Consider the following 13,634-nt stretch of genomic DNA (forward strand, 5'->3'; position numbering starts at 1 on the left):
GTAATAAACAGCGGCTTGCAGCCGGATGAAGTACAGGCTATGTAGAGAGATCCCCGACTTCTTGAAGAAGCCGCGTATCTGTGTACTCACCCGAAAAGCGCTGTAAAAGCCTGAGCCAGCAGACTTTTTTCTGCCCTTTACCTTTCGGAAAGGCGCGCCTACGCTCATCCAGTATTTTTTATAGCATCTTCTCAAGAAATTGCTTAGCGCGATCGCATTCTGGATTTGTAAAGAACTTGCTAGGCGGTGAATCTTCCGCCAGCATCCCTTTATCCAAAAACAAAATTCGATTGGCAACTTCTCGCGCAAATCCCATTTCGTGGGTGACAATTGCCATTGTGATCCCAGTTTTTGTAAGGTCTTTCATCACTTCCAGCACCTCTTTCACCATTTCTGGGTCGAGTGCGGAGGTGGGTTCGTCAAACAACATAATATCAGGCTTCATTGCCAAGGAACGCGCGATCGCTACCCGCTGTTTCTGTCCCCCTGACAACTTAGAAGGATAAACATCAGCCTTTTCTGCCAAACCAACTTTACTCAACAACTCCATTCCTTCTCGCCGCGCCTCCTCCGGCGAAATATTTTTCACCTTTTTTGGTGCATACGTCACATTAGAAAGGACAGTTTTGTGAGGGAATAAATGGAAATGTTGAAATACCATCCCGACATTCTGACGAACTTTCATAATGTCAGTTTTTTGCGAGGTGATGTCTGCTCCTTGGATGTAAATCTTACCTGAAGTTGGCACTTCTAGTAAATTCATGCACCTCAAGAAAGTGGATTTACCAGAACCCGAAGGCCCAATAACTGCCACAACTTCCCCATGTCCAATCTCAGTAGAAATTCCTTGCAAAACCTTGAGGTTGCCAAAAGATTTATGCAAGTTATCAACCTTAACTGCTGCGTTGTAATCTTCGTTCAAGTGCATAACCCCCCCATGTTAAACTCATGACCATTAAATAGTAAATTGCACCTGCAAATAGCAAAGGTTCAAAGTAGATATATTGTTCTGCTCCCACAATTTGGGCGCGGCGTAACAAGTCAGTTACACCAATTGTAGAGACTAATGCTGAGTCTTTCAGTAGTGCAATACTCTCATTTACCAATGCTGGCAAAATGTTTTTTATCGCCTGTGGCAAGATAATATCCAGCATCATTGGTTTGTAGGGAACGCCAAGCGATAAAGCTGCTTCCCGTTGTCCTTTGTCAACTGCCAGAATACCGCCGCGAATTGTCTCAGAAATGTAAGCACCTGAGTTGAGAGTAAAGGTAATTACACCTGCTAACAAGGCGGGGATATTGTAGCCAATCAATTGAGGCGTTGCGTAATAAACTAAAGCGATTTGCAGCAGTAGTGGTGTGCCGCGAAAGATAGACGTGTAAGCTGTGGCGAACCAAACCAACGGCTTGAAGGTAGAAATCTTAAACAACGATAGGATTGTTCCCCAAATGAATCCTAAAACTGCTGAGATGGCAGTAAATTGAAGAGTAATTAATATTCCTTTTAAAATGAAAGGAATCCGGGGCGTTATTTTAGCAAAAGCTAAGCTGGAACTACTAGCTGGGGTTTCAGCTTTACCATTGTTTTCAAACCACTTTGTCACCAACCTGTCTATTTCCCCGTTCTGTTTCATTTCTGCCAGAACGCGGTTGAAGTCATTGACTAGCGGCGAACCTTTGGCAAACGCGATCGCACTCCCTGCTTCTCCAGTATTGGGAACAGTATTAAATTCCAAATCTGGGTTATTGGCGATAAAACCTTTGGCGATTGTATCTTCGATAATTGCAGCGTCGATACGATTTGATTTAACTTCTTGGATGATCTCCCCAGTCTTGTTTAGTGCGACAAGATTTGCGCCTTTTATTTCTTTAGCAGCTTTTTCTTGAGTTGAACCCAATTGAACGCCGACTTTTTTCCCTGCTAAACTTTCAGGTGTGGTTAGGTTGCTACCTTTTTGGGCAACAATTGTGTTTTTGGCTTCATAGTAAATATCGGAAAAATCTACATTTTGCCTCCGTTCTGCTGTCGGTGTCATTCCAGCCATCGCAAAGTCAGCCCGACCTGATTGCACAGCAGGAATTATGCCGCTGAAATCTGTATCTTTAATCTCAAGTTGAAACCCTAACTCTTTGGCAATATAGTTGGCAATATCTACGTCAAAACCAACAATATCAGCGCTACCACTAGCAGTATCTCGAAATTCATAAGGTGGATAGTCCGCTGAAGTGACCATCACAAATTTTTTACCTTGATATTGGGGCGATTGTCCTAAGACGCGATCGCTTCTCCAACCTCCAAAAACCAAACTTATCGTCAGCGCGACAGAAAATAGGATGAAGAAGAGCCATTTCCTTTTTGGCATGGCTAGGAATTCCTTAATAGTTTTGATTATCAACATTTAACCCTTTAACTATAGGATGATTTCTACTATCTTAAGGATGAGATTTTATTAATGAAAAGTTACAATTACATAAGTAAAAAGGGCGAATAGAATTCCCATCTACACAGACTAAACCCGCGAAGGCGGATTTCAAAAGTCCCCGTTAGCATAGCGTGCGCGTAACCGCATAGGCGGACTTTGTTTGTGTAGCCGCGAATTTTATTTGCCAGGGATATTTGCTTTATCCTAAAAAATGAAACTTGTTCTCACTACACCAATCACAGCATCAGGATTTCGATCGTCATGGTTAGGCGCTGTTAGCCAAAAGAAACCAGGAGTAATCGAAATATTTTCTGTTAACTGATATCTGTAGAAAGCTTCGATGTGATATCCCGTATCGCGATCGCTTCTTTGTCCGGGAGGTAAACCAATAGCCTGCGCTAAAGCACTATTGCTAGTACCAGTTAACTTAGGCTGCATCCCTAACACGATACCGCCCAAATTTCCCTTTTTCCCCAAATCAGGGAAAGCCAACGTCACTGCATAGTTCCAGACATCTGCATCCCCCTTGATATTACCAACAGCGCGGGCGGCAGTATAACCCACCCAGCCGCCGAGTTCAAAGCGGGGACTGAAGCGGTAATTAACTTGTGCGCCATAACCATTACCCACCACGGGATTACCATCAGGATCGGTGAGATCGATCACTTTGGCGGCGTTGCTACCTGCAAGAGTATCGACACCAAAAGCTTGAGAAAAAGAGTTAAGGTAAAGCAACCCAACTTTCAAGCGATCGCCACTATAAACCAATTGGGCAAAAGCACTGTAACCACCATTAAATATACCTGAATCTCTGCCTGGGTTACTAGGCCCATTAGGCGCGTCTTCACCAAAGTAACCAACGTCTAAACTGAGGGCTTTGCTAAGGGCATAGTTTGCCGCAATACCTGCTCGATTTCCCAGTGGAAAATACACAGGATTGACTTGACCAAAGTTAGAAATAGCACCAGTAGACGTATCGATAAAAGGAGTAATTGTATCCGTAACATACGACGGATCAATTGTCCCAGCTTCCAGATAAATTCTTATTTTATCTCCCACTGGAAAGCGATACTCTAGCTGGCTGATTCTGGCATCACTATTTTGAGATACGCTACTAGGAGTAAAGCGAGTTTCGCCTGTTAAACCTGGATCTGGCCCTCCGCCAAATGTTGCCCCAGTGTCAAACTGTCTCAAATTAGTTATTTGAAAACGAGTTCTTAAACGGTCTTTTCCAGTGAAGCTTGTATTAAAGTCGATGCGAGTTCGATGACCGATGGTAGCATTGTTTACGTCGCCAGCATTCTCACCAAAAGCAGCGCCAGTATAGGTTATTACTTCACCGCCTAGTTTGGTAGTTGTGGAAAATTGGTTAGCTTCTATTTCGTTGGTTCTAGCTTCCAGCACATCGACTCGACCGCGTAGTGTTGCCAGTTCTGTGCTAAATTCATCAATCAGCCTTTGTAGCGTAGCTAAATCTTCTTTAGTGACAAAATCTGCGGTACTGGCGGCAATTAATTTCTCAATTTGCGTCAAACAAGCGTTTACCCCGGCGGCAAATTCATAGCGACTCAAAGCGCGATTTCCGCGAAAAGTGCCATCAGGATATCCTGCAATACAGCCGTAACGTTCCACAAGACTTCGCAATGCTTCATAAGCCCAATCTGTCGGCGTTACATCCCGCAACTGGGACACATTGGTAACTTGATCCATCGTATCCGTATCTGTATCGGACGGGGAAACTGATGGACTATCATTGCTGTACTGATTAATTTGTTCTAGGGATGTGTCTATTTCTAAAGAATCTGTGGTTTGTCCAGTAGCTTTTGCTTGGGTAAAATTGATAATTAGCAACGTGTTGACTAGGGCAGCTATACCAAAAGGTATCTTCCCAAAATGTTTCCGCATAGTCTCTCCTGACACCTAAGTAGTGCATTGATGGGTAAATTAAACCCTTAATGCAAAAGCTTAGAATATTTCTCACCCGTAAGTCTAAATTAGTATGAATCTACATTTAAGGCACGTTCATACATTGTTATTATTTATACCGAATTGAGTAGAATTATCATAAATATTACATATTATATTTTTTCCAATATATATGCACATTCTTGAATAAATATTTATTAATTTTAAAAATAATTAAATTTCAGCCATAAGATAGATGAACAAAAAATAAATATGTAAATTGTAAAAAACGGCAAAAGAAAGAGGAATTAGACAGAACAATAGAAACCTAGTAAATAATCTTCTTTCTTTTGCCTTTCCAAAAGGCTTACTGCCCCAAATAAGCTTCTAAAACTTCTGAGTTGCGCTGAATTTCTATCGGAGTACCTACAGCAAGATTGCGACCTTCGGCGAGAACCCAAACGCGATCGCATAGTGACATAATCACGTCCATATTGTGTTCAATAATCAAAAACGTCATCCCCTCGCGATTCCATTGGGTAATGTACTCGCAGATTTGATTAATCAACGTCGGATTCACCCCCGCCGCTGGTTCATCCAACAAAATCAACTTCGGCTGAGTCATCAGCGCCCGCGCCATTTCTAGCAGCTTACGTTGTCCGCCAGACAGCGCCCCTGCGTAGTCCTGCGCCTTCGCAGCCAAACCCACAGATTCCAACATACTCATCGCCCGTTCCCGCAGTTGCTTTTCTTCTTTAACAACCAGATGCGGCTGAAGCCAGACATTCCAAAAGTTCTCGCCAGTTTGCTTCTGCGCCCCTAAGAGCATATTTTCCATCACCGTCAGCCGCGACAGCACCCGCGCCACCTGAAACGTCCGAACCATTCCCATCTGGGCGATTTGATACGGCTGTAAGTGTTCAATAGGTTCGCCGTCAAAAATGGTTCGCCCTTTATCAGGGCGAATAAAATTAGACAAAAGGTTGAAAAGAGTAGTTTTGCCAGCACCATTCGGGCCAATCAGCCCAGTGATGCTACCTTGAGCTACACTAATTTCGGCATTATTCACCGCCCGGACTCCGCCGAAGCTTTTGTACAATCCAGTAGCGGCTAGTAAAGATATTTCTGTTTGGGGTTTTTGGTATTCTTCCACCACATCCGAACTGTTTTCGACATGGTGGGCGCTACCGTTTAAAGAATCATCAGAAACCGAATTGGGCGGAATGTGAGAATTATTTGCCAAGGGTCAATTCCTCTTTTTTACCCAAGATACCTTGCGGCCGCCAAATCATCAGCAACATTAGGATTAAACCAATCAGCATAATTCGCAACGCCCCCAAACGCGCACTATCGAGGTTAACAAGTCCGGGAAGGATAAAGCGAGTTGCCTCGAAATATGCCGAGAAAATAATTGCTCCTAGTATAGTACCTAGATTGCTACCAGCACCGCCCAAAACCACGATTGTCCAAGCGTTGAAAGTAATTAGAGGCTCAAAATTAGTCGGGTAAACTGTTTTCAGATACCAAGCATAGAACGAACCAGCGACACCCGCGATCGCGCCCCCCAACATAAACGCTTGCAACTTGTACCAAAAAACATTTTTTCCTAACGCTTTCGGTATTTGCTCATCTTCGCGGATAGCTTTCAGCACTCGACCCCAAGGCGATCGCACCAACCTCTCCAGCAGCCAAAACGTCAGCCCTAACACCAACAGGGACAACACCATCAACCCAATATTCAAATCCAGTGGCAGAGAATCTAGTGGCAGCGCATACCCCGATCTCCCTACTGAAGTACGAGCTTGCACCCCAAAGCTGCCAAAAGTCAACTCCTCCTCATTCAGCGCCACCAGACGCAGCAACTCAGCAACCCCAATAGTAACAATGGCCAGATAATCCTCCCGCAACCGCAGCGTCGATAAACCAATCAACAGACCCAACAGCGCCGCCACAGCTGCACCAATCAAAACCGCAAAAATCAGCGGTACGCCTTTCATACTCAACAATACTGTGGTATATGCACCAACAGTCATAAAGGCAACGTGTCCAAAATTAATTAGCCCCGTAAAGCCCCACTGTAAATTTAACCCCAGGCTAAACAGCGCAAAGGTTGCAGTAAAAGTTACCAAAAAAATTAGATAGCCAATCATGTCACGCTTGTGAAACGTAATGAAACAATGGACTTGAGACTTTAGACTTTAGACTATCTAGAGTCCTCTAACAAGGGGCAACCGTTTTATGAAAACAGCACCCGAAGAAAGAAGACGTTAATTTGTTCAGTGGTATTTAAGTATGAATTTTGTCAGAGGCCGGTTACAACGCTTAATTGCTAAGATGCCTAAGTTAATCGAGAAACTAACTGATGATAACTTGGAAGACACTTGGCAAGTTCTACAACAGGTTTATTATGACCTCTATATGCTCAAAGCCATCCAAGAGTCGAAGCAAAGCGTACAGCCAGGGGAAAGCCTAACTCGCGAAGAGGCTATACGTATGTTGCAATTCCCCTAAGTTTTTCCATCACCGGGGAAATGTGTTTGGCAGCATGAAGAGTGCAAAATAAATTGGGTGTGCCGATTAAAATAAGCTAAAGCTGGAAAGTGAAACTAGAAGTGCGCTACGCCCGGTCTTTTTTGCGTGACCTTAAAAATTTAGAGTACGCGGCTAGAGAACGCATCTATGAATTCGTTTTTGAAGAGTTCATGCGGATCAATCAAATTTATGACCTACCGGAATTACAGCGACTCGGTTCCGATACCATTTTCTACCGCTTCAGTATAGATGACTATCTGATTGCAATTGAGGTGACAGGGCATATTGTTAAATTCCTGCGGGTTCTGCCTAAACCGGATTTGTAAGTTGGGGACTGGGAATTGGGAATTGGGAATTGTGAATTGGGAATTGGGAATTGGGAATTGGGAATTGGAAGGACTCTTACCTAGTCCCTAGTCCCTAGTCAGTCCCCAGCCCCCAGCCCCTTCTCTTAGAGAGACGAAAAGAAATTCAGAATTTCACTTCTGGGTTGTTTCGGCACAAATACCGAATTTTAGACTGTAAGCACAGAAGTAATGCGATCGCTTACCTTACACTTGTGTTGACTAACACGCTTGGTGAGATTCGCTTATGGATGCAGTGGCACTTTGGCAACGGTACCAGGATTGGCTCTACTATCACGAGGGGTTAGAATTTTACCTCGATATCAGCCGGATGCGGTTTGATGATGAGTTTGTCCAATCAATGCAGCCGGGGTTTGAGAAGGCGTTTAAGGAGATGGCAGAATTGGAGGGAGGCGCGATCGCTAACCCTGACGAAAACCGCATGGTCGGACACTACTGGCTGCGCGATCCCGACTTAGCCCCCACCCCGGAAATAAAACAACAGATTGTCAAAACTTTAGAAAAAATTGAAGCCTTTACCCAAAAAGTCCATAGCGGGGAAATTAAACCCCCCAACGCCCCCAAATTTACCGACATTATCTCCATTGGCATTGGCGGTTCAGCACTTGGCCCTGAGTTTGTCGCCGAAGCCCTAGCGCCAGATTTCCCACCCCTGGCAATTCACTTCATCGACAACAGCGATCCCGCTGGTATCGACAGTATCCTCAACAAACTCAAAGGCCGACTAGCCAGCACCCTAGTCTTAGTCATCTCCAAATCTGGGGGAACGCCAGAACCGCGCAACGGCATGATTGAGGTGCAAACAGCCTTTGCTGCTCAGAATTTGAACTTTCCCCCTCAAGCCGTCGCCATCACAGGAGACGGCAGCAAATTAGACCAGCAGGCAAAGTCAGAAGGCTGGTTAGACACCTTCCCAATGGAAGACTGGGTGGGAGGACGAACTTCGGAAATGTCAGCCGTGGGGTTGGTTCCAGCCGCTTTGCAAGGCATCGACATCCGCGCTATGCTTGCTGGTGCAAAAGAAATGGATGCCGCTACCCGCATCCCCAAGCTGAAAGAAAACCCAGCGGCGCTGCTTGCCCTCAGCTGGTACTTCGCTGGCAACGGCAAAGGCGAAAAAGACATGGTGGTGTTGCCTTACAAAGACAGCCTGCTGCTATTCAGCCGCTATCTGCAACAGCTAGTGATGGAATCTTTGGGCAAGGAAAGAGACCTCGACGGTAATATCGTTCACCAAGGCATCGCCGTCTATGGCAACAAAGGCTCAACCGACCAACACGCCTATGTTCAGCAGTTGCGAGATGGGGTTCCGAATTTCTTCTTAACCTTTATTGAAGTGTTACGCGATCGCTCTGGCAACTCCCCAGAAATAGAGCCTAGTGTCACATCAGGCGACTATCTATCCGGTTTCTTGCAGGGAACGCGACAAGCTCTTTACGAAAATCACCGAGATTCTATCACCGTGACGATTGGGCAAGTCAATCCCCGCATGGTGGGAGCGTTAATTGCATTGTATGAGCGGGCTGTTGGATTTTATGGAATCCTTGTCAATATCAATGCTTATCACCAACCAGGTGTAGAAGCTGGTAAAAAAGCTGCCGCCACCATTCTCGACTTGCAGAAACAAGTTTTGCAAGTTCTACAGGAAGAAGGCACTGCCCTCTCTCTTACCCAATTAGCACAGAAAGCTGGTGCTTCCGATCAAGTTGAGGCGATTTACAAAATCCTGCGGCATCTCCATGCCAACCACCGGGGTGTCGCCTTAGAAGGCAATTTTGCCAAACCAGCGACTTTGATGGTTTCCGCCACCTAATTTCTCGTTTTCTCGTTCCCAGACTCAGGTGGGAAAATAGCTCGTTTGCCCTCTCTCCAACCTCTCCGGGAGCAAGGGGAGGGGCAACAGGCTCCCCTTCCCGCACTTCGTGCCGCTTCGCTAACGTAGGCAAAACTGGGTGATTAGGTTTTTCAGAGGTGGTAGTGTTTTTGTGGGGGAGGTTCCAGCCTGGAGTTTAGGCTAAAAACAGGCGATCGCTGGAGTGATTTAATGCCCTTCATCATCTGGGAACTGTGGTTGGTGTGGAAAATCTCCCGGTTGGAAACAAAGTCAGTCTCGCTAACATAGAATCAAATATTTTGTGGTTAAAAAGGTACTCAAATTTCTAAGTCTCGGCTCTCAAGAGTCACCTAGCTTGACTCTAAACTTCAGTAGGTAGCTAGAGAAGGAATATTGCACCCTAAAATTTCGGGGTAATGCTAAAAGCATTACCCCGAAATTTTTTGCGCCCTAAATCAATGCCTTAATGGCATCAGCATCAAACAACAAAAAGGTCATTATTAGTCATCGCTAAGCCAGTTGAGACCTGAGCTATTTGGATTTGTCCAGCTCCACCTTTACCATCAACATCAAAGAACAAACCACCCGTACTCTGGTTGTAGATAAAGCGATCGCTGCTATCAGATGCACTAGCACCCAGCCAAAACTGTTGGGCGGTAATTACAGCTCCAGTAACTAAATCGCTACCAAAGTTATCACTGAAAACGTGGATCGTATCCTCAGCAACATTAAAATCAGCGATGGTATCCATCCCTTCGCTAGGGCTGGCAAAGACAAAGATATCTGCACCTTTACCGCCTTTAAGCAAATCATTGCCCGTACCACCAAACAGCGTATCGTTATTGTAATTGCCTACAAGGGTGTCATTGCCAGCGCCACCAATGAGAGTATCATTCCCAACTTTTCCTCGCAGGAAGTTGTTAGCTGCATTCCCAATCATCAGGTTGCCAGAATTGTTACCGATCCCACTAATAGCACTGTCACCCTCAAGCGAGAGATTTTCAATGCCAGCGCTGAGAGTAGTGCTAACCGAAGTCACGAGGAAGTCGGTGAGCATAGCTGTACCCGTTGGAGTGGCGATAGTGGCGTTGGTGGGATTGGATAGATTAACGCTGAAAGATTCCAGCGCTTCGCTTAGGGAGTCGTTGAGAATCGGGACGCTGATAGTAGCGGTAGTTTCTCCAGGCGCAAACATGAGTTGTCCAGAGGTGGCGGTGTAGTCTGAGCCAGCTGTAGCACTCCCGGTGACAGTGGCATAGTTGACTGTCACCGATTGGGTGCTAGCGGCTGATAGGCGAACTGTGAAAACGGCGTTGGGGGTGTTGCTGTCGCCTTCTATGACGTTGGTACCGATGATTCTGAGAGTAGGTGGGGGATTGACAGTAATACTGGCTGTCTCAGCAGCGAAGCTGAAAGGCGTTGCCCCGTCACTGATACTCGCATTCACTCCCGTTGTGCCGCTAGCAAGTCCGTCTGTAGCATCCCAGGCCCGGAAAGTAATGCCGTTTGTAACCGTACCGCTATACTTAGCACCGGGAACAAAGCGGATGCGATCGCTTGCGGTGTCTGTCAAAACTGTGGCATTCGTGGCGGACACCACAAAGTTATTCCAGGTATTCCCATCATCAATGGAGTATTGCCAGGTGCCATTGGTATTATTGACGGCGGTGACGGCAATTCCTTCAACAGCACCTGCGTCTGAGTCGGTAATAGGGTCGCCGTTAGCGCCACTGGCAATTAGGGCAGAAACCAGGGTGCCAGTATTGCTGGCATCACCTTGGCTGATGGTTGTTAGGGTAGGATTCCCCGTGTTGTCCAGTACGGGGGCGCTGTTGTTAGCCGCGACAAAGATATCCTTTTGACCGTTGGTATCACCACTCACTAGAGTGCTGGCATCAGAATGAAACGCTACATAGCGTCCATCGGCTGATAGGGAAGGGGAGTCTGAGTGAGTATTCCCCTGAGTACTGTCATTAGAGAGGGAGAGGCGACTGGTGGTACCTGTCTGTCGGTCGTGGATAAAAATATCCCTTTGACCATTGGTATCGCCACTCACCAAGTTGCTGGCAAGAGAATTAAATGCTACGTAGCGCCCATCAGCGGAAATGGAAGGATTGAGAGAATAGTTATTCCCCTGAGTACCGTCGCTGGCAACTGAGAGACGGCTGGTAGTGTTGGTCTGTTGGTCGTAAACGAAAATATCGGATTGACCGTTGGTATCGCCACTCACCAAGTTGCTGGCACTAGAATAAAACGCCACATAGCGTCCATCAGGTGAGATAGAGGGGCTGCGGGAGGAGTTGTTCCCCTGAGTGCCGTCATTGGCAACCGAGATCCGACGGGTCGTGTTAGTTTCTCGGTCGTGGACAAAAACATCGGAAGTGGTGTTAGTATCGCCACTCACCAAGTTGGTAGCAAAAGAAGCAAAAGCCACATAACGTCCATCGGCGGAGATGATGGGTTCGTAGCAGTAGTTATTCCCCTGAGTGCCGTCGCTGGCAATCGAGACGCGGCTGGTCGTGTTAGTCTCTCGGTCGTGGACGAAAATATCGGATTGACTGTTGGTATCGCCATTCACCAAGTTGCTGGCATTGGAAAAAAACGCTACATAGCGCCCATCGCCGGAGAGAGAGGGGTCGTAAGAGTTACCTCCTTTATAAGTGCCGCCACTGGCAACGGAAACGCGGCTAGTCGTGTTAGTCTCTCGGTCGTAGACGAAAATATCGACACTTCCAGAGGTATCGCCACTCACTAAAGTGCTAGCCTGAGACTCAAACGCTACATAACGTCCGTCCGCGGAGATAAACGGGTCGTAGGAATAGTCATTCCCCTGAGTGCCATTACTGGCAACGGAGACGCGGCTAGTAGTGTTAGTCTCTCGGTCGTAGACGAAAATATCGGAAGTGTTGTTAGTGTCGCCACTCACCAAGCTGCTGGCAGTAGACTGAAACGCCACGTACCGTCCGTCACCGGAAATAGAGGCGTACTCTGAAAAGCCATTCCCTTGAGTGCCGTCACTAGCAACGGAGAGGCGGTTGATGGGAAGAACAGCACCGTAAGCCTCCCTCGCCAACTGCCCAAATGCCAAATCGGCTTTGATGTTTCCAGTGGTGAATTCTAGTTCCCAGTCACCGCCTTTTGCCTCACTACCAGTACGGTTGGTAGAAGCAGCGAAAACTGCTCTTGTCAACTGACTCAACTGTTGCACGAAGGCTTCCCCCACCTGGCCCGCTGCCACATCGCAACCATACAGGAGAATGTCGGCATCAGCTGTCAAGGCACCTGTCCACTGCTCCCAAAAGCTGGTGTACGCTTCCAAGTTGTCAGAATTGACCAGGGTTGACCCCAGTTGCAAATTGCCTTCGCTGCCGTGGGAGACAATATGAACGCTACTGATGTCGGTGCGGTTTGCCAACACCTGTGTAATTTGCACTACTCCATTCTGCAAAGGTCCGAGGATAATTACCTCGGTTTCTGGTTTGACACCAGCAACAAGACTTTGGTAGTCCTCAACTGTAGAGTCAATGAAGACGATTTCTTTTCTTGGGGAAGCTGAGATGAGAGAAGTCACTTCTCTTGAGTTGCCACCACTCTTGGTACCCTTAAAAGTGGGATTTAGTTCTTGATTTTGAGAATAAGAGTTATTCCAGAGATTTCGCATGATTGATTTTCTGGTAGATATCTTGTTTAAACATCAGAATAGGGATCCTTTTGCACTTGCAAAAGTATCAATTGTCAACGCCCTGAATCCAATAAAAACTCAATAAATCCGCCCTTTTAGAGCAATTGATAATATTTATCCCTTGCCTAAATTAACTGGCTCATTTCCTTGGCGTAAACCGAAGCTTTACTGAAATAGCTGAATTATTTAGTAAAGTTTAGGTGAAGATTTGAGATTTTTATCTAAACTGATAAGTGCTTAATTATAAATACTTAGGGTTATTAGTAATTCAAGTTATTGGTAAAGCACTTTTGGCTTTGGCAATAACCGTAAACATACGGAACAACATGGAAAATATAGGTAGTTAGGGGATAAGGCGGCGCGTTGGTAGGCAGAAGAGGAGGCGTATTAATTACCTGGTAAGGGGAATCATTGGGCGCTATCCTATCGCTAGGATTTTTGCAGCAATGCCCTTACTAGCGCTGCAAGGATGGCTGTTGAACAATTGTGCGAAATGGCTAGATGGCATCATGGAGGGGTTAAAACTCTGCCCCATCTACCAGTGTCGTTGGCAGTGGTAAAGTGAGAAGGGCGATCGCTTCAAACGTAGCAACTATTCAGATAAATTCCACCAATAGGAAAAAATGACGCGATCGCGATCGCACCGAACATCCTCTAATTCCTCTGACAATCGGCTTCTCAGTCGGCGTTTGAGCCGCCAACCGTAATCTTCAGGAGTTTTGTGATGGTGCTGTTGCAAAACCGATATCAGTACATCCCTTTGAGCGATCGCCATCTACTTAGGGCGTGCTGAATAACGAGAAAAAAGCGGCGCTAATTAGGTTGGTGAGCGCTGCTTAGCTGGTCAAATGCCAGAAAAACCGGTAAAATCGCTCAAAACCCGTGCATCCCCC

General features: G+C 46.2%; 10 protein-coding genes. 3 read left to right on the forward strand and 7 right to left on the reverse strand.

What is annotated here, in order from left to right; genetic code table 11:
* Positions 1-178: 178 nt before the first annotated feature.
* The 5 genes from NDI42_RS03805 to NDI42_RS03825 all read right to left on the reverse strand — a co-directional run bounded on the left by NDI42_RS03805 (position 179) and on the right by NDI42_RS03825 (position 6,478).
* A complete protein-coding gene (locus NDI42_RS03805; RefSeq protein ID WP_190451442.1) occupies positions 179-928 on the reverse strand; it encodes an amino acid ABC transporter ATP-binding protein in 750 nt (249 codons plus the stop codon).
* Positions 894-2,363, reverse strand: a complete 1,470-nt coding sequence (locus NDI42_RS03810) for an ABC transporter substrate-binding protein/permease (protein WP_190451444.1) — start codon at positions 2,361-2,363, stop codon at positions 894-896. Before NDI42_RS03810 ends, NDI42_RS03805 begins: the two co-directional genes overlap by 35 nt.
* A gap of 264 nt (positions 2,364-2,627) precedes the next feature.
* Positions 2,628-4,328, reverse strand: a complete 1,701-nt coding sequence (locus tag NDI42_RS03815) for an iron uptake porin (RefSeq protein ID WP_199310959.1) — start codon at positions 4,326-4,328, stop codon at positions 2,628-2,630.
* Positions 4,329-4,695: 367 nt separating this feature from the next.
* Positions 4,696-5,481 (reverse strand): ABC transporter ATP-binding protein, encoded by a 786-nt coding sequence (locus NDI42_RS03820; RefSeq protein ID WP_313930670.1) that lies wholly within the window; start codon positions 5,479-5,481, stop codon positions 4,696-4,698.
* Between the two features lie 79 nt (positions 5,482-5,560).
* On the reverse strand, positions 5,561-6,478 hold the full coding sequence (locus NDI42_RS03825; protein WP_190426902.1) for a branched-chain amino acid ABC transporter permease: 918 nt from the start codon (positions 6,476-6,478) through the stop codon (positions 5,561-5,563).
* 142 nt (positions 6,479-6,620) lie between these two features.
* Between NDI42_RS03825 and NDI42_RS03830 the strand changes: the two genes are divergently transcribed.
* The 3 genes from NDI42_RS03830 to NDI42_RS03840 all read left to right on the forward strand — a co-directional run bounded on the left by NDI42_RS03830 (position 6,621) and on the right by NDI42_RS03840 (position 9,038).
* Positions 6,621-6,839 carry a hypothetical protein gene (locus NDI42_RS03830; RefSeq protein WP_190426899.1) on the forward strand — a complete coding sequence of 73 codons (219 nt, stop codon included), beginning with the start codon at positions 6,621-6,623 and terminating at the stop codon, positions 6,837-6,839.
* Positions 6,840-6,928: 89 nt separating this feature from the next.
* Positions 6,929-7,186 (forward strand): cytotoxic translational repressor of toxin-antitoxin stability system, encoded by a 258-nt coding sequence (locus NDI42_RS03835; protein WP_190426896.1) that lies wholly within the window; start codon positions 6,929-6,931, stop codon positions 7,184-7,186.
* A 265-nt stretch (positions 7,187-7,451) separates the two neighbouring features.
* A complete protein-coding gene (locus tag NDI42_RS03840; RefSeq protein WP_190451448.1) occupies positions 7,452-9,038 on the forward strand; it encodes a glucose-6-phosphate isomerase in 1,587 nt (528 codons plus the stop codon).
* 499 nt (positions 9,039-9,537) lie between these two features.
* Here NDI42_RS03840 and NDI42_RS03845 read toward each other — a convergent pair whose 3' ends face one another.
* Complete coding sequence (locus tag NDI42_RS03845) at positions 9,538-12,720, reverse strand: DUF4347 domain-containing protein (RefSeq protein ID WP_190451450.1); 3,183 nt, start codon at positions 12,718-12,720, stop codon at positions 9,538-9,540.
* 613 nt (positions 12,721-13,333) lie between these two features.
* Entirely contained in the window at positions 13,334-13,516 is a 183-nt protein-coding gene (locus NDI42_RS03850; RefSeq protein WP_190451452.1) for a hypothetical protein, read from the reverse strand.
* Positions 13,517-13,634 lie beyond the last annotated feature (118 nt).

The sequence above is a fragment of the Funiculus sociatus GB2-C1 genome (genome assembly GCF_039962115.1).
In the GTDB taxonomy this organism is placed as follows: Bacteria; Cyanobacteriota; Cyanobacteriia; order Cyanobacteriales; family FACHB-T130; genus Funiculus; species Funiculus sociatus.

Bases quoted from the DNA above. Each gene is read 5' to 3' on its own strand.
- NDI42_RS03805 (WP_190451442.1), bottom strand. From the start codon at position 928: ATGCACTTGAACGAAGATTACAACGCAGCAGTTAAGGTTGATAACTTG.
- NDI42_RS03845 (WP_190451450.1), bottom strand. From the start codon at position 12,720: ATGCGAAATCTCTGGAATAACTCTTATTCTCAAAATCAAGAACTAAAT.
- NDI42_RS03850 (WP_190451452.1), bottom strand. From the start codon at position 13,516: ATGGCGATCGCTCAAAGGGATGTACTGATATCGGTTTTGCAACAGCAC.
- NDI42_RS03810 (WP_190451444.1), bottom strand. From the start codon at position 2,363: ATGCCAAAAAGGAAATGGCTCTTCTTCATCCTATTTTCTGTCGCGCTG.
- NDI42_RS03815 (WP_199310959.1), bottom strand. From the start codon at position 4,328: ATGCGGAAACATTTTGGGAAGATACCTTTTGGTATAGCTGCCCTAGTC.
- NDI42_RS03830 (WP_190426899.1), top strand. From the start codon at position 6,621: ATGAATTTTGTCAGAGGCCGGTTACAACGCTTAATTGCTAAGATGCCT.
- NDI42_RS03840 (WP_190451448.1), top strand. From the start codon at position 7,452: ATGGATGCAGTGGCACTTTGGCAACGGTACCAGGATTGGCTCTACTAT.
- NDI42_RS03825 (WP_190426902.1), bottom strand. From the start codon at position 6,478: ATGATTGGCTATCTAATTTTTTTGGTAACTTTTACTGCAACCTTTGCG.